General features: G+C 55.3%; 7 protein-coding genes. 5 read left to right on the top strand and 2 right to left on the bottom strand.

The genetic code is table 11. The features are described 5' to 3' along the window. Positions 1-1,009 precede the first annotated feature (1,009 nt). A complete protein-coding gene (locus ACOSV0_RS02075) occupies positions 1,010-2,635 on the bottom strand; it encodes a methyl-accepting chemotaxis protein (protein WP_434108407.1) in 1,626 nt (541 codons plus the stop codon). A 304-nt stretch (positions 2,636-2,939) separates the two neighbouring features. Between ACOSV0_RS02075 and ACOSV0_RS02070 the strand changes: the two genes are divergently transcribed. From ACOSV0_RS02070 to ACOSV0_RS02050, 5 genes are all read left to right on the top strand, one after another. Then, positions 2,940-3,740 (top strand): hypothetical protein, encoded by an 801-nt coding sequence (locus ACOSV0_RS02070; RefSeq protein ID WP_434108405.1) that lies wholly within the window; start codon positions 2,940-2,942, stop codon positions 3,738-3,740. A gap of 821 nt (positions 3,741-4,561) precedes the next feature. Continuing rightward, entirely contained in the window at positions 4,562-5,773 is a 1,212-nt protein-coding gene (locus ACOSV0_RS02065) for a Druantia anti-phage system protein DruA (RefSeq protein WP_434108403.1), read from the top strand. Positions 5,774-6,126: 353 nt separating this feature from the next. Next, a complete protein-coding gene (locus ACOSV0_RS02060) occupies positions 6,127-7,476 on the top strand; it encodes a hypothetical protein (protein ID WP_434108402.1) in 1,350 nt (449 codons plus the stop codon). A gap of 12 nt (positions 7,477-7,488) precedes the next feature. Further along, positions 7,489-9,420 (top strand): hypothetical protein, encoded by a 1,932-nt coding sequence (locus ACOSV0_RS02055; RefSeq protein ID WP_434108400.1) that lies wholly within the window; start codon positions 7,489-7,491, stop codon positions 9,418-9,420. A gap of 1,055 nt (positions 9,421-10,475) precedes the next feature. Continuing rightward, the gene (locus ACOSV0_RS02050) at positions 10,476-16,025 is read left to right on the top strand and encodes a DEAD/DEAH box helicase (RefSeq protein ID WP_434108398.1); all 5,550 of its coding nucleotides are present in this window, start codon (positions 10,476-10,478) and stop codon (positions 16,023-16,025) included. A 522-nt stretch (positions 16,026-16,547) separates the two neighbouring features. On the opposite strand, the gene ACOSV0_RS02045 is transcribed toward ACOSV0_RS02050, so the two are convergent. Continuing rightward, complete coding sequence (locus tag ACOSV0_RS02045) at positions 16,548-17,081, bottom strand: single-stranded DNA-binding protein (protein WP_434108397.1); 534 nt, start codon at positions 17,079-17,081, stop codon at positions 16,548-16,550. Positions 17,082-17,161: the final 80 nt, after the last annotated feature.

The following is a 17,161-nucleotide window of genomic DNA, read 5'->3' as shown; positions in this document are numbered from 1 at the left end:
GTTCGTTCCTGAATCGCCCGACACTCGCTAAAAGATGGGGTGAGCGGGCACGTGAGCGGATTAGCAGACCGGGTAGAGAATCTGAACCGGCGAGCCTTGCGGCTCTCCCCCCACAGCCCGCCCATAGAAAAGGCGCGCATGGCTTGGGCACTACCCACTTTCGCAGGTAGTGCGATTCTCTACTTCGGGCTGCTAAACCCGTGCCGTTTTGTCTAACGGCAGGAACAATCTAACGCACCTATTTTTTGAGACGATCAACCAAACAGGCTAAACACGCAAATTATAACTAATCTTTACATTTGACCTGGCACGCACGCTCTACTCGCTGCCATTCTGCATACGCCCGTATGCACTTGCTTCTGCGTAGACCCATACGCACTTGCACTTGCACTTGCACACGCACACGCACACGCACACGCACACGCACACGCACACGCACACGCAGGCATATGCAAACACACGTAGAGACACATTGGCAAACGCGGTTGCGGTTGCGGTTGCGGTTGCGGTTGCAGATGCAGATGCAGATGCAGATGCAGATGCAGATGCATGATTATCCTTCAGTGCATCACCCGGCCTGCTTCGCGGATCGGTTTATGGCTAGCAGATCTGTTACGCGTACGCGCTCGTGTCGTCGCGTTTTTAGTTTGCCGTTGCGCGCCTGAGTCTGATCAAGCGCGGGCAACTTCGCGAGCGATTGGAATCGCGCGATACCGTTGAAAGTATGACGGCCTTGTCACCAAGGCCGAATGTGCGAGAACACAGATTCCAGATGCACCACTACCGCGACTGTGCGGGAGACCCGCTTATGAGCTAGCGGGGTGAGCCGCTTTCTCTTGCTTACTTCTCTTTGCGGCGGCAAAGAGAAGTAAGTGCCCGCCCCGCACAGGGGCGAACGCTAATAAACCAATAACAAAGCAAGGAAAGGCCAACGCCGCAGGCAACCAGACAATGAAAGACCAACGCAGCAGATACGCAACAACAAGCGCCGCGTAGGCAAAAAAAACCATCACCCCGCAACAACTCCACTCAAAGCACCCACAGCAGCAAATCCCCCTCGCCGACCGGCAAAATCAACTCCTTCCGTCTGAAACACAGCCACAGCAGAAGTCAACCTACGCGCCTGATCCTCAAGCGAACTAGCCGCCGCAGCAGCCTGCTCAACCAACGCTGCATTCTGTTGAGTCACCTCATCCATCTGAGCAACAGCCAGGTTCACCTGATCAATCCCGGTACTCTGCTCAATCGCAGCCGCCGCAATCTCCCCCATAATCGAACTCACTCGCGAAATCGCATCGACAATCTCGGTCATCGTCGACCCCGAGCGTTCAACCAGTTGCGAGCCCGCCTGCACCCGCGCCGTCGAAGCATCAATCAACCCCTTGATCTCCTTGGCCGCCGCCGCGCTTCGCTGTGCCAACGAGCGCACCTCACTCGCCACCACCGCGAACCCACGCCCCTGCTCGCCCGCACGCGCCGCCTCGACCGCCGCGTTCAACGCCAGAATATTGGTCTGAAAAGCAATCCCTTCAATCACGCCGACAATATCGGCAATCCGCCGCGAATCGTCGACGATGCCATGCATCGTGCCCACCACCTGCTCCGTCAGATCGCCACCCTGTGCAGCCAGGCTCGACGCACCTTGCGCCAGCGAACTCGCCTGCTTCGCGTTGTCCGCCGTCTGCTTGACCGTCGAAGTCAGCTCTTCGATGCTGGCCGCCGTTTCCTCAAGCGATGCAGCCTGTTCCTCAGTACGTTGCGACAGATCGGTATTGCCCGCCGCAATCTCGCTCACGCCCGTATCGATGGATTCCGTGCCGTGACGCACTGCCGTCACCGTCTCGATCAACGAGTCCTGCATCTTGCGCAATGCTTCGGCCAGACGGCCCATTTCGTTATTGCTTGTCACGTCGATCTTGCTGGTCAGATCGCCATTGGCGATCCGCTGAAACTGCGCAATGGTTGCGTCGACCGGATTGACAATTGCACGCACCATGACCGCCCGACCGATCAAGGAGCCCAGCAGCGACAACGCCATACCGATCCCCACCGCAACGCAAATCGCGTAGAACAGATCCTGTGCATCCTGATAGCGCTGGGCGCCGTGATCGAGTTGCAATTGCTCGAGCGTGAGCATGGCCTTTTCGTATGCGCTGTAGAGCGACGGCAGCTTGTGCGCCTGCAACTGTTCGAATGCGGTCTTGTCGCCAGACTTGAGCGCGGCCAGCGCCGGCTCGATGCCCTCGTGCAGGAAGGTGTCGCGCTTGTCCTGCATGTCCTTGATCAGGCGCTGTTCGTCGGCATCCGCGCTCGCGCGGCTCACATAGTGCGCAAGGCGATCGTTCGATGATTTCTGATACTGATCAAAACGCTTGAGCACGGCGTTCGCGCCATCCTGATCGTTCAGGTCGACCAACGATGCGTAGGTCGCCAAGGCCAGACGCAGGCGCAGCAGTTGTCCGGCACTGCCTTCGAGATCGGCGACTGCGGGTGTGTCCACGGTGTACATCTGTTGCAGCGACGCGTTGCTCGAGCGCAACGACAGCAGTCCGGCTGCGGCGCCGAACAGCAGCACGGCACCGAAGAACATGATCATCAGAGTAAGGCTGGTTCGAATCGACAGATTTTTCAGCATCGGGCTTGTCTCCATTGGGCCGCCTCACCGATTGCTCGGAAAATCAGCCTCAGCCACACGTGCTGCGTCCAAGCCCATCGGCCAGGTCCGCAACTCTTATTTAAAAATTAAGCGAACGCCACACAGATGGTCTACGGCGGGATTACAGAAAACTTTATGGTTGATAGCGCATACGTTTGCGATACATCAACATACGAGCGAAGGTCAGCGATCACTCGCGCAAGTGCATTTGCGGGACTACCCGGGTGGTCGGCGGACAGCGGTTGGTAGAAAGTGACGAAGCACGTGTCTCCGGAGCATTTCTATGTCAGAAATAGGCTCGGCTCTGCTGGTTTTCGCTTTATTGCTGGTCGGAACCGGTCTGGGCGTGTGGGCGCGACCGTTGCTGCCTGAAGAGCATAAGGCGCACGAAACCGTGCAACTCATCCAGCTGGTTATCGGCATGCTCGTGACGTTTGCCGCTTTGGTGCTCGGGTTGATGACGGCATCCGCAAAATCCAGTTTCGATACCGAGTCGAACGATTTGCGCACCTTTGCCGCTGACCTGATCGAGTTCGACACAACCTTGCGGGAATACGGCGACGATACCAGCGAGGCCCGGCACCTGTTGCGCGTGTACACGGCGGCGGCGATTGCCTCGACATGGCCCGGCGAGCCCGCTCCAGCCGGAGATTATCCGAAGGACATCGGATCGCAGGACAACTCGCAGAAGCTGGAAAACGTGCGGCTCGGCGATATGCTGACCGCGGTAGGCAGGCAGTTGCGGAAATTGCAGGCGCACGATCCGCTACAACAGCGCGCGCTCGATGATGCGTTGACGCAATATCGGCGGGCTGTGGATGCCCGCTGGAAGATCATCGAGGAAGCACACAGTTCAATTTCTCTGCCGTTCCTGATGACGCTGACGTTCTGGTTGTGCGTGATTTTTCTGAGCTTCGGATTGATCGCGCCGCGTAATGCGTTAGCGTTGGTCACGATTTCGCTTGGGGCAGTGTCGATTGCTTCTGCGATCTATGTGATCGTCGACCTGGATACGCCGTTTACCGGGCCGATTGTCGTTTCGAGTTTGCCGATGAGAGATGCGCTGGCGCACCTCAGCCGGTGATGGTTTTGGCCTTTGGGTGCGGAGAGGCGAAGTGACTCGAAGAAGGCAATGTGCCAACGCCACAATAAAAAACCCCGCTCGAAAGCGGGGTTCTGGGTACTAACCCGGCGATAGCCGGGGTTAGAACGCCAAGTGGGACCCAACCATGTCAAGCCGCCTCCAACCCTTTGATTTATTTATGAAATCTGACCAGAAGGTGCAATCGCCGCAACTTAATCTTGTGTCAAATAGTGCAGCTAGCTGCGCCTGAAACGCCCGCTCCGCGGGCGTTTCAGTTTTTTCGTTCTTCACTTTTAGGATTTTCGGTTTCGGTATGTCTTTCCAGCTTTTAAGAGAGGGGCAGAAGAGGGGCGAGCGGCGTTCAGACCGCGACGTTATCCACAGGCGCGTCTCGCTTCAGAGCCTCGTTGTTACCGGTAACGCGAAGTCGCTATCGGTCCTTTTTGCGCCTCCAAAGATCCAAAGGAGTCAGCCCTGCGGGCGACTCGAGGTGATGGCTGGGCCCGTCCGGCAAGACATACCCGCAGCAGGGCGCTCCGTCCCACTTTGTGGTTCCGTATGGACACGCACGGAGCTTTCTTCAGGTCCGACGCCACGGGCATCGGTGTTCGATCGAAGTCAGCTCGACGATTGCGAGTATCCGTAATCATCCAACCGGTTCCGACCGGATATTCCTTCCGTGATTTTTTCGCACGGCGAGTCACTAACCGAAACGAACGCTTTTTCGTCATCGGCCACGTCTCACTTATGAACACCTGCTAACGTTTATAATTTCACGGCGTCGCGGCGACCCGAGCTCGACAAAAATTTAGCAACAAAAAATGTCAAAAATATCAACCGGAACAGTTGTGCGGGTCAGCACGAAAGAGGCTTTACTGAAGCGCAGATTGCGCCGACACCTTTCCAACCTTGGGTTTCGCCGCTCAGAAGAAGGTGTGCTCGAAGCGCCGGGGACCAGCAAAGAAATTATTCGCCACCTGCATGCCCCTCAGCGCCAAGAATTGCTGCAGGGCGAGTCTGATTTCATCACGCGTCAACTGCCTCGACTAGCGGACTACTTCGCGTCAGGAAACGAGGTGAACCCCGAGCACATTTCCCCTCGCCTAGAGCGCGTCCCGTCGAACTCGTGGCAAGGCGACCTGTTCAGACTAGCGTCCCTCACTTGGTCGGTTCCCGTTTCGAGAGGATTCGGGCGGCGGTTGCGCTACCTAGTATGGGATGAGAACAATGGAAAGCTGATAGGCATCTTTGCTATTGGCGACCCGGTTTTCAACCTGTCCGCGCGCGACAACTACATCGGCTGGGATGGCGCGGCAAGAACTGACAGGCTTGTTAATGTAATGGACGCCTATGTGCTGGGCGCATTGCCGCCATACAACATGCTCCTTGGCGGCAAGCTTGTGGCTTGCCTTATACGGAGCAGAGAAGTTTACGACGACTTCGCTAATGTATACGGCGATTCGTGCGGCATCATTTCGCAAGCAAAAAAGAAGGCTCGTCTGCTCGCCGTAACGACTTCGTCGTCAATGGGACGCTCGTCGGTTTACAATCGCCTTAAACTACACGACGAGCAGTATTTCACGAGTTTAGGGTACAGCGGAGGCTGGGGGCACTTTCATGTTCCGGAAGCTCTTTTCTCGGATATGCGCGATTACTTGCGCGATATTGAACACCCTTATGCCGACACTCATCAATTTGGTGACGGACCAAATTGGCGAATTCGTACCATCCGAGCAGCTATGTCGGGGCTTGGATTTAAAGGTGATGTCCTTAAGCACGGGATTCAGAGAGAGTTATTTATTTCTCTTCTCGCGGACAACGCGACTACAATCCTTAGAAGTGGCAAGGGGCGGCCTCAATTGACGCGGCTTCGTTCTGCATCTGAAGTGGGTTCCATTAGCGTTGAGCGCTGGGTTACCCGACGTGCCGCTACGAGACCCGAGTATCAGCAATGGGATTCAGCGAAGCTCCCTGAATTGATAAAAACTTCATATTCGACGCGACAATCGATTGCCAAGCTAAAGTTGGCTTAGTCCGACCTCGGCCGAGAATGAGCCGGGGCGAAAGATTCGGGGGAAATGTGAAAGAAGCTCGCTGTCGACTAACTGGCCGTTACGTCGACGCTGACGATGCTGATGAGGGTCGGCATCTATACCTTTGTCCTGAGTGTAGTGCGCCGGTTATATTGAGAGCCGGCGCGTCCAAGCAGCCTTACTTCGCCCATATGCCTGGGAGCAGCGGGAAGGACTGCGGGCTTTACGTTGAGGGCTTCGGCTCGGCCAACGGCTCCACCGCCATTGACCTGTTTGGCTCCGACCGACTTCATGAGCTCACCCTAGGTATTCGGCTGTCCGACAGCACCTTTCCGCGTGCTTGGGGGTTGGAATTGTCGATCCCAACCGCCGAATTTGTCGGCAGCGAGATAATTCTCGACGTTGGTGGCAGGACACTTACAGTGGACTGCAGAGTTGAAGACGGGGAATCGCACCGCCGAGCTGTGGCAGAGCCCCAACAAGAGAGCTATCGGGTACTGACAATAGTGCCGCCGCGCGCTTCGTGGAGCAACCAGCAGGCCATTAGCTGCGCCGGTCTTTCCAGCAAGCATGCGACTGTGTTTGGCGAAATCGTGCGACCAAGCAGCAAAGTTCTGCCTCGAGTTAAGGAGTTAACTCTCGGGCGGACATACGTTTTCGTTTGGTCAACCGCATCAAATCCGGTCTTTCCAGACCAAATCGAACATCAGGCTTTGAAGGCTCGAGAAAGCTGGTTGGCTGCGATGGTCACACTCTCACTCCCGATTAGTGAAGAATCCAAAAATTGGCTTCAAACGTTCACCGGTCTTCCACTCGCTCAATCTGCGACTGAAATCGTCCCGGTCTGGCCGCCATTCGTGCGAAAAGTCACGGGCTGTGCCCTCATCGCGCCCGAGAATACTGAGGTTATTGTCTATGGGGGGCAATATTCGTCGGGAAGGCTTAACCCCGTGCGGGGCATGTTCGCGAAGGGGCGGTCCGAACCCGTCGCAGCCAATGCTGTAGGCGTAGCCGACGCCCTGTTTAAGCTTGTACCCGAGAGGGAGCCATTAGTCGAACTGACGTGTCTTGAGCCAACTCGAGTCCAACTTCGAATCGACTTCAGCCTGCCGCTGTTTCAAAGCGAGGATGCGGTCGAGCTCGCAGCCGTCGAACCAAATGGCACCGAGGTCGTCTGCACCTTGCACGACGGATTTGCCGCACTCTTGCTTTCTCGCGTACGAAGTGGGGAACTTGAATTCTCTCACCTTGCCCTACCAGCAAATGCGAGGGGAACGCTCTACACCAGTGTCGACGGAATCTGGGATGAGTGTTTGCCGCTGCATGCCTCAGGTTTCCGAGCAGAATCTGGCGGCAGCCTAAAGGCGCTCCCTCCAGCCACTGTTGCGCAACTTAAAAAAGTCATATCCGATAAAACCCACGATGTCCTGTTGGATTTCGGACCGTTCGGTCGTGCAACAACAAGTGATCGTGTGGCGCCCCGCAAGGCGCGTCGTCTCCCGTCTGACCTACGCAACAGGCTTCTCACTTTTTTATTTCAAATACAGGACATCACACCCTCAACATTGAGTGCACGGAAGATGACCGACGTTGAACTCTTGGCAGCTTTCTCGAAGACGAAGAAGGCGGGTATGCATACCGCGCACTGGCGTGTCTTGAACCATGCCCTTGAATGGCATAACGCAGGACATCGCCAGTCGTAAGTTGGAGACCATATGAATCTCAGTTTTTCATACGAAGCGAAAAAAAGAATAGCCGGCATGGGCGCCGCAGCGATATCGGCATTTTTGGATGATTCACCCTTCGCCGCCCGACGAAAGGTTTTCGCCACCCTCCCTGCCGTAGACGGATTTCGAAAAAACACTGATAGAGAATTCAGAATTAAGGGAGAGCGCTTGGTCGCGGCGCTCGCGCACGCGCCGGACCCGAAAACCCGTACCGCATCCAAGGAATGGAAGGCATTTGAAGCAATCTGGTGCGCATGGGGGCAGCAGACCTTTCAGCATGGTTTCCCATCAACGCTAATCGACTACACAGAGGCTGGCGAGCCGGGAGCTCTCAAGTTTCTCAAAGAGTTAGTCGATGGCAACGCCAAAACCTGCCCGAAGGAGGATGTTGAGCGACTCGTCCAGTTTGGCGGCTTTGCTATCACGAGTGGTGTATCCGCATTTGTCGCATCGCTTCCGTCGAGAGCGACATTGGAACGTGACCGTCTGCTTTCGATGCTGCCGGACGATGTCAGAGAGCTCGAGCGGACCGTAAGGGAATTGGGCAAAACAACTGGTGACCTCGGACGCAAACTGCGAGAAGTCGAGACCAAAGCAGCGGGTGCCGCGACTGCAGCAGTGAGTGCGTCACAAGCCAGCGCCGAAATGGAGCGAAGAATTGACGACCTAGACCATCGCCCCCCAGCTTTGAGTCGCTCGGAGTTGGACAAACTCACGACAGAATTCACCGCGCAGACTAAACGCGTCGAACATAGAATAGAACAAGCGCTTACGGCGGCACGGACATCTAAAGACTACATTCGAGACGACGTCGGTTCTTTGCAAAAAGCGTTGAAGAACCTTGCTGGCGAACTCACTGCGATACGAGATTCACTTGCAAACCTAGAGGAAGAACATCAGCGGATAGTTTGCGAGCTTAGGACTCGGCGCGAAGCGGACACGGCTTCTGAACACACGGCTGAGAACAAACCAGAAATCGTCAATTCGAAGGTCATTGCTGGGCCGGTGAAATGGCTGAGTACGCCGCCCTCCACGAAGCCGGAAGCGCTCAGTGACCCAAGTAACGTCTTTCAGTTTACGAAAGCGAATCTTGTTGCGATAGGCGTGCGGCAGACAGATGCCGATAGTGCCGCGCGAACCATGGTCGCAGGTGTGCTATCGGGCCAGATGGTTCAGTTCCGAGGCTCTCTTGCGGAATTTCTAGGCACTGCTTCTACTCGTTGCTTCGGAGGCAACCGACAACTCACGTGGCAAGTTCCAGTCGGGTTGTGTAACGGCTCAGATGCGGACAGTATCCTCGGACTTCTTGGAGACGCGACCCAGCCTTATCCGGGCCTTTTGCTGCGAGGCGTAAATTGTTCGGCATTCGAGATTTACGGAGGGGCTGTCCGCGACCGAGTTATGCAGAGTCAATTTGTGCGTGTAGGGCGCGTTCCACTTGGAGCTGCGCTGTTCGCGACTTGGGCGGAAGGTCCAGCCGCGTTACCGGGCAACACGGCGCTTTTGGAGCTTGGCCCGATTGTCGACTCCGATGAGCTCCTGTGGAGTCAATCGCCGGATTGGACCGTAATGCGTGGTGGAGAGGTCTCGTTTCTTCAGAACGAAATTCAAGAGCTAATCGAAAGTACACGAGAACAGGTTAGCGAGGTCTCCAACGTAGTCAACGCCTTGGCACTACCTCGAAACCGACTTTGGCAGTTTGCGTTTTTCAGATTTCTCGGCGTGCTGTTTGCACTTCCGGGCGCGGATTACAAGCGAGACCTTGGGATTGCCTTGACGAACTGGATTGTTCCTTGGGCAAACGCGAATGGGCTCACCCGAGACGTGGTGGAGCGGGCGATTGATGAATTTGCGTCTGAGCAACTTCAAACCACCTCCGTGAAGAATGCACTGAGTGAACTCGTAGGGGAACCGAACTAATGAGGTTCGAAACATCCTCGCGTGCCCGCGTTCTAGACAGTATTGAAACAGAGTTTGGGTTCAAGAATGTCGCAGAGGCAACCAAGCTAGGTGCCATAAGCGAGCATATACGTGCAGCCGTCTGTCTTGGAAGTCGGCCCGACGGTGGGAGTAACCGCGAGCCCGTAGCGACTGCAACCATCACGCGCGCAGTAGTTCAAAGACTTTCACCGGTCTGGCCCGAACTAAGCGGCCATTATGAACAGTCTCGCTCGCCGATAGTCGACGAAATCGAGCAATTGTCGACTTTAGGCGAGTTGGTAAAAGTTGATTCGCATCATTGGCTGCCGGCCCCTTCCCGTGTGGTCGCCGTGAGCCGTGAAACCGAGCTCCTTATAAGTTGCGTTCCCCTAACAAACCTGCCGTACAAAGTCCGCCGGGCCACTCAGGTCGTCGGACGTTGCCGCCTTCTAGATATAAATCTTCGCTCTGACACGTCGATACTTCGAGAGCAACGACTGGCCGATTGGCTGCGCGTACCTTCGGACGACATACAAGCTTGGTTCAAAGCATTCTCTGAACGTAGCGCTTCGAGCATGGCGGTCGTTGAGGAGCTTCTGGGGGTAGAAATCTTCATTGACGGAAGATGGAAACAATGTGGTTCGCCAACTGAAGCAAATGGCCTTCATCTTTATAGGCGCACGGTCTTTGGCTCACCCGCCAGGGAGTACGGCTTGTGCCGCCTGAAACAAACCGCAGAGAGAACATTCGAAATCCAGTCTGCGCATGTAATATCGCGACCAAACGCACGTCGGTTTCAAGCTGTTCTGGCAAGCAGGGTTGAGTGGAGCCGACGCGTTAAATATCGTGTAGAAGGCAACACAGTTACCGTTTTTCTACCTCGACCATTTCCAGAACCGGAAGATGCATTCCTCAAACTAGGTTGGCGTTGTTCCGAACAATCAGCGGCAGACTGGCCAAGGCAATACACGTTTTCCACCCGTTTGTTGCCGCTAATTGAGCGAGCAGTTGGACTACTGGGGCACACACTAATCGAACAGACAAATGGGGTATAGATGATGCACGAAGATGAAAACACACAGCGTTACGGCGTGCATGATACCGTCGCCGGGCTGCATGACGGGTTGCGTCAATATATTGAGTCCCAATATCACATCAAAAATGAGGGGCTACTTGCGGAACGTCACGCGCTATTGAAGGAAGCGGGTGTAATTGCGCAAAAGGCGTTCGTTGAAGCAACACCAGTTTACGAATTTGGCGAGCCCTACCGCAACTTGCGGATACCTCAGCATGCAAAGGAGGTGTTGACGAAAATCGCCGCCGTACGCGACAACAGCGGCCTATACCCGGAGCCTTATCGTCATCAAGCTGATGCGCTAGAAGCGTTCCTCGGCGAAGACCGCGCGGAATTGGTGGTCGCCACCGGTACTGGCTCAGGAAAGACGGAAAGCTTCTTGATGCCAATCGTCGCGTCCCTTGCGCTTGAAAGTGCAGAAAGACCGACAAGTAGCTCGCTGGCCGGTTGCCGCGCGATTTTGTTATATCCGATGAACGCGCTAGTGAATGACCAGTTGGCCCGCATCCGCCGTTTGCTCGGCAATACTCGTGTCAATAATCTAGTTAGCGAAGGACGTGGACGCCCGGTCCGCTTTGGAAGCTACACTGGACGCACACCGTACCCCGGGCCGCGAAAAAGTAGCCGCGACCGTACGCGCATCGCCCCACTCTTCGACGATTTCTACAATAGAGTTGAGGCCAAACCTGAACTGAAGCAGCAGCTTCAGCGTCTGGGTCGCTGGCCTAGCAAAGATCTCGTTGGCTTCTACAACTCCGGTGCTAGCCAGACAAAGACGTATACGAGCGGCAAGAAAGTTGGACAAGACTACAACGCCTTTAACTGGAAGTACCGGCTCTTGACTCAGCCTGAAGACCGCGAGTTGATGACACGCCATGAGATGCAGGAGCATTGCCCGGACATTCTGGTTACCAATTACTCGATGCTCGAGTACATGCTCATGCGACCGATTGAGCGGAAAATCTTCGAGCAAACCTCGGCATGGCTTGCTACGGATGCTCGGAATGAACTTATCCTCGTTCTCGATGAAGCGCACATGTACCGAGGTGCGGGCGGTGCCGAAGTTGCGCTGCTGATTCGACGGCTGATTGCCCGACTGGGGATACCTCGTTCGCGAGTGCGGTGCATATTGACCAGTGCAAGTCTTGGCGCGGGTAAAGACGCAATTCTTGATGTAGCACAGTTCGCCGTTGACCTCACCGGTTCCTCTGGTGTACCGGGAAGTCAATTCCATGTGGTAACCGGCACGAAAGAAAAGCGCCCCATTGGTCGTCCTGCGTCTGCTTTCGAAATCGAGGCTCTCTCCTCTCTATCAATTGATGCACTTAGCAAGCTGACTAGTAATCCTGAAGATGCGATTGTCGAAATCGCTCGTCTCGCCGGGCACCTCGGTTGGCCTGAGCCGCCCAAAGAAGTGAGCGATGTCCGAGACTACCTTTTCACCCACCTGTCAGAATTAGGGCCAGTCAATCTACTTATCAATCAAGTGAGTGGCAACGCTACTGCGTTGGAAGCGTTGACAGATTTATTAGCTCCGGAAGCGTCGCTGGGCGATTCTCAACGAGCCCTCGATAGTTTGCTATCGCTCTGCTCCCAGGCCCTCAGGGAGAAGGACGGTCGAGTATTGCTGCCCACCCGACTGCATCTCTTTCACCGAGGCCTGCCGGGACTGTATGCCTGCGCTGACCCAAATTGTTCCGAGCGACGAGCTTACACCGATGTCGCTCCAATTCTGGGTCGCTTTCATACTAAACCTCTTCTTTCTTGTTCGTGCAAGAGCAGAGCTCGCGTCTATGACCTTTACACCCATAGAGACTGTGGCGCGGCGTTTATCAATGGCTGGGTGGACGAAAGTTGTAACTTCGTTTGGCATGAGCCCGAAATCGGAATCTCACGTAATCAAAATCGGAAGCTCTATCCAATAGAGATGATGGTCGAGCCAAAAGCCCACACGTCGAGTCGACATTTGGACGCGTGGCTGCACTTCGAAACTGGACTACTGGCACGCAGTCGCCCGGCGGAATTGACCGGTTACCGGCACGTTCGGATACCGCACAAAGATATCCACGTCGACGGGGAACTGCGATTCGATAATTGTCCGGTTTGCTGCAAGCGCACCCGTTTGGCGAAAACGGACCCTTCGAAGATTATGGACCACGTTACGAAGGGTGAGGCACCGTTTGCCACGTTGGTTCGCGCGCAGATGTTCCATCAGCCTGCGAGCCGTGAGGAAGACAGTGTGCATCCGAACGCTGGCCGCAAAGTACTCGTATTTTCCGATGGAAGGCAAAAAGCGGCGCGTTTGGCGCGAGACATGCCACGAGATATGGAGCTTGACTTGTTCCGCCAAGCTGTTGCTGTGGCAACAGAGATGCTCGGAAAAATAAGTCGGGAAAGTAAGCCAACTAAAACCATACTCTATCTAGCATTTCTCGCCGCCCTTTCTAAGAGCAACGTATCTATGTTTGATGGCACCGATGCCGTCACCTTAGACCAACATCTCCATAGTTTCAAACATGACTTCGATGCGGATCTGTCCGCAGCGTTAGCGGATAACTATCAACCAGGGGACCCGCCTTGGCGATACCGACTCGCTTTGTTGAAGCTTTTATGCAGCAGCTACTATTCGCTGAGTGGAACGACAGTCGGATTCATTGAACCCACCAAGCACGCATTGAATAAGGTTCGAGCTACGTTAGCGGAGCAAGGCGTTCACCTATCGCTCGACCAAACACAAGCTTTGTCTGTCGCTTGGATTGACGGATTGCTTGGCGAATTCGCGTTCGACATGGAGTTCCCACATGCGTTACGTGAGCAGGCATATGGTTTTTGGCGGCAAAACTGGGGAAGTAAAGGACAGTTCAGGCAGCAGTTCCGGAACGCTCTTGTTACCGGGACTGAGTACGGTGAACCCACCGTAAAAAAACTCGAACAGGCCATGTCGTCTCACTTGGCAGCAGGAACTGACGGTTTATTCCTCAATCCCAACATGCTGAAGGTGAGTGTCGACCTGTCCCGCAAGTGGATTCAATGTGCCGACTGTACCGGATTGATGCCTTTCGCGCTCGGCGGTGCATGCCTATCTTGCGGGAGTCGCGATACACAATCCCTTGACCCCGCGACGGACCCGTACATGCGAGCACGTAAATCGTTCTGGCGCCAACCGGTATCAGAAGCGCTAGCGCCAAACGCGACTTTACGCAATATGGCGGTGGAAGAGCACACGGCGCAACTCTCGGGCCGGGACTATAGAAATGTCCATTCGACTACTGAACTTCACGAGTTGCGATTCCAAGATATCCTCTTGAACGACGGCGACCGCCCGGTTGATGTGCTCAGTTGCACTACAACCATGGAGGTTGGCATCGACATCGGTTCCCTCGTTGCCGTCGCGCTACGCAACGTGCCTCCACAGCGGGAAAACTATCAACAGCGGGCCGGCCGAGCAGGCCGACGCGGCTCCTCGGTTTCGTCCGTGGTGGCGTTTTCGCAAAATGGCCCACACGATAGCTTTTACTTCCATAACGCTGCGCAAATGGTCAGCGGGCCACCTCGGGCTCCTGAATTGAAGATTGATAATCCGAAAATTGCGGTAAGGCATGTCCACGCTTTCCTGATGCAGACCTTCTTCCAGGACACGTCGGCACACGGCGCTTGGAATGGGTCAGGAACTGCCGTGCTGCAAAAGGCGCTGGGGCGAACGACGGATTTCTTCGCCGGGGTCACAGATGGTCCAAATCTCTCGTCCTTCTCGCGTTGGCTTGAAGAGCATGTTTTCACACCGCCGCATCACCTCGCAAAACACATTGCCGCATGGCTGCCTCCTGGCTTGAAAATAGAGGGTGGCAGTCTTTTGGCATGGGTGCTCAGCGTTTCGCACGCGTACCTACAAACGTTGAACGAGCTTAAGGCGTCTATCCAAGACTTTCTGACTTCGGAGGCCGAAGGGCAAGGTGACCTCGAAAACGAAGACGGTGACGACGACGCCGATGACGAAGAAAACTACCAACTACTTGAGCACGAGGATTTACTCGAGTTTTTGTTCTTCCATCAGTTGTTGCCGACCTACGCATTCCCAACCAGCCTATGCAGCTTTTTGGTTGAAGAGTGGAAGCGAAATTCAGCAGGACGCTGGGAAATTAAACTTGAGCAACAACCCCAACAATCGACTGGTCAAGCACTTAGCGAGTACGCGCCGGGCAGGCTCGTTGTTATCAATAAGAAGACTTATAGGTCCGGGGGCGTGTTTTCGAGCGCTCCGTCCGTGGACGGCAATCGAGCGAGCAAGCTGTTCGAACCAGAGAGCGCAAAGAGTCTCGTAATTTGTGATGCATGTTCTTTCGTTCAAGATCCGTATGGCGGTGGCAAGCCTCTTGCCGTATGTCCAGTCTGCGCTGGCAACTTGCGAACACAACTCATGATTCAGCCGGAGGTCTTTGGTCCTGAGAAGGCCAAACCGCTTTCCGAGGAGGACCGAGAGCAAGACATCACCTTTGCGACGATGGCGCAGTATCCACAACCGACAGACAGCGAAACGTTCGACTTCCGCAGTAGTGGGCCGTATCTTCGATATGCGCACGCGACGAACAAACGTTTGCTGACGCTCAATAAAGGACAGACTCGCGAAGGCGAGGCACAGGGTTTCTCCGTCTGCAATAAATGCGGTTGTGCAGAAGTATTCGAAAACCCAAAGTCCGGCAAGCATATACGGCCATATCTTCTCAAGAGTTCAGCCGCGAACAACACCTGCGACGGCGAATTTGTCCAAACTTTCCTTGGCTATGACTTCAGGACGGACTTGCTGTTGTTGCGTCTCTTGGTGAAAGCGCCGTTGGTCACTGATATCGGAAATCCACTGGTGGTGCGCGTCCTCGAAAACGCCGCGTACAGCTTGGCGGAGGCGCTCCGCCTTGCGGCGAGTCGGCATAGACAGTTGGACCTTGACCCGACGGAATTCGGTGCGGGACACCGGATTCTTCCTGTCGACGCTGAGGGAAGCGTTTCACTCGATGTTTACCTCTATGACACGCTTTCTGGAGGTGCTGGCTATGCAGAGCTTGCCGCAAAGTATTTCGACGAAATCGCCCGCGAAACGCTTACCCTTCTTGAAGGCTGTACGTGTGACACATCTTGCACGGAGTGTCTTGACCACTTTCACAATCAACATCTAAAGGGCAAACTCGACCGCCGATTAGCTGCATCCTTGTTGCGTTACGGAGTCGTCGGCGCTCTGCCTGAAAGTGAACCTGCAGACGTCCAAGCCGCGCTGCTGCATGCACTTGCTAGCAGCCTGCGGTTAGACACAATCGATTGCAGCTTTGGGGAGAGCACGAAAGGACGGGTGATTCCCTTAACTGCAACGTTGGGTTCGAAAAGACTGCTCATCAATCTTTTTCCCAGCCTGCTGGCCGCTTCGGACGTCGACTTGGAATGCGGGCCGGACGAGTCTAGTTACCAACTGACTGAATTGACGCTACGCAGTGACCTTCCCGCAGTGCACGCTGAGATTCGCCGTAGGCTTCGCTCATAGGCGTTGTCGGCTCAGGTCTATCGTCTACCAAGAGACCCGGCCGACTTGTTAGAGTGTTTGTTATCGGGGCGAAGGAGCGTCACGTTGTAGTGTGGCTTCCGGCTCGCCCTGCTTCATGTTGATTTGTATGGAATCCTGACCCACGGTCGATGCGCCGATCGGAGAGAAACTGAAGCGTGAGTCCGAGCGCTTCCGTCCGGTGACGAATACTGGCTCGTCGAAGCCCACGAGCACGCAGCTTTGCTAAAGAGTATTCGAGGACCTCCGGTACCGGCAGACCCAATGGATCTCAGTGCACCAAGAGAGGAAAGCGCTCTCCACTCTCAAGGCGAACTTCGCGAACCGTATATCCCGTCACATCAGGCTCCATTCTCCAAGAACGGAACCCATTCTTTACCAATCAGGCACATTCCGCCTGGAGGGAAGAATGCGCAAACAAAAAAGGACCCGAAAATTCTCGCCAAGTCATTGATTTGGCCAAATATTTCGGGTCCATCGTTACACCTACAGTTAACGCTCCGGTTAGAACGGAATATCGTCGTCCATCTCATCAAACCCACCGCCGGCCGGCGCGCTCGGACGGCTCGAACCACCGCCGCCACCGCTGCCGCCACGCGAAGCGCCGCCGCCGGCAACCGCACGGCCGCCACCGCCGCCGCTACGCTCCGACGGTTCGCCGCGGCTGTAACCGCCTTCGTCACCACCACCGCCCATCGAGCCGCCACGGCCACCCAGCATTTGCATCTGCTCGGCGACGATTTCGGTCGAGTAACGGTCGGTGCCGTCCTGAGCCTGCCACTTGCGGGTGCGGATGCGCCCTTCCAGGTACACCGACGAGCCCTTCTTCAGATATTCCGAGACGATTTCCGCAAGCCGGCCGAAAAACGACACGCGGTGCCATTCGGTCGCTTCCTTCATTTCGCCGGACGCTTTGTCTTTGTACCGATCCGTCGTCGCAAGGCGGATGTTCGCCACTGCGTCGCCGCTCGGAAGATAACGGACTTCCGGATCGGCTCCGAGATTGCCGACGAGAATGACCTTGTTCACGGATGCCATGAGTTTCTCCTGTTAATTCCGTTGCGGGCGGCGCAGCAATGCACGATTCACGTCTCAAGCCAGCGGGCCGGAGACCGGAA

The sequence above is a fragment of the Paraburkholderia caffeinilytica genome (assembly GCF_051027425.1).
Taxonomy (GTDB): Bacteria; Pseudomonadota; Gammaproteobacteria; order Burkholderiales; family Burkholderiaceae; genus Paraburkholderia; species Paraburkholderia caffeinilytica_A.
This window is presented reverse-complemented; position numbering and strand designations above follow the sequence as displayed.

What these genes read in the sequence shown, in the direction of transcription:
- ACOSV0_RS02055 (WP_434108400.1), top strand. Translation starts at nt 7,489, where the DNA reads ATGAATCTCAGTTTTTCATACGAAGCGAAAAAAAGAATAGCCGGCATG.
- ACOSV0_RS02070 (WP_434108405.1), top strand. Translation starts at nt 2,940, where the DNA reads ATGTCAGAAATAGGCTCGGCTCTGCTGGTTTTCGCTTTATTGCTGGTC.
- ACOSV0_RS02050 (WP_434108398.1), top strand. Translation starts at nt 10,476, where the DNA reads ATGATGCACGAAGATGAAAACACACAGCGTTACGGCGTGCATGATACC.
- ACOSV0_RS02075 (WP_434108407.1), bottom strand. Translation starts at nt 2,635, where the DNA reads ATGCTGAAAAATCTGTCGATTCGAACCAGCCTTACTCTGATGATCATG.
- ACOSV0_RS02065 (WP_434108403.1), top strand. Translation starts at nt 4,562, where the DNA reads ATGTCAAAAATATCAACCGGAACAGTTGTGCGGGTCAGCACGAAAGAG.
- ACOSV0_RS02045 (WP_434108397.1), bottom strand. Translation starts at nt 17,081, where the DNA reads ATGGCATCCGTGAACAAGGTCATTCTCGTCGGCAATCTCGGAGCCGAT.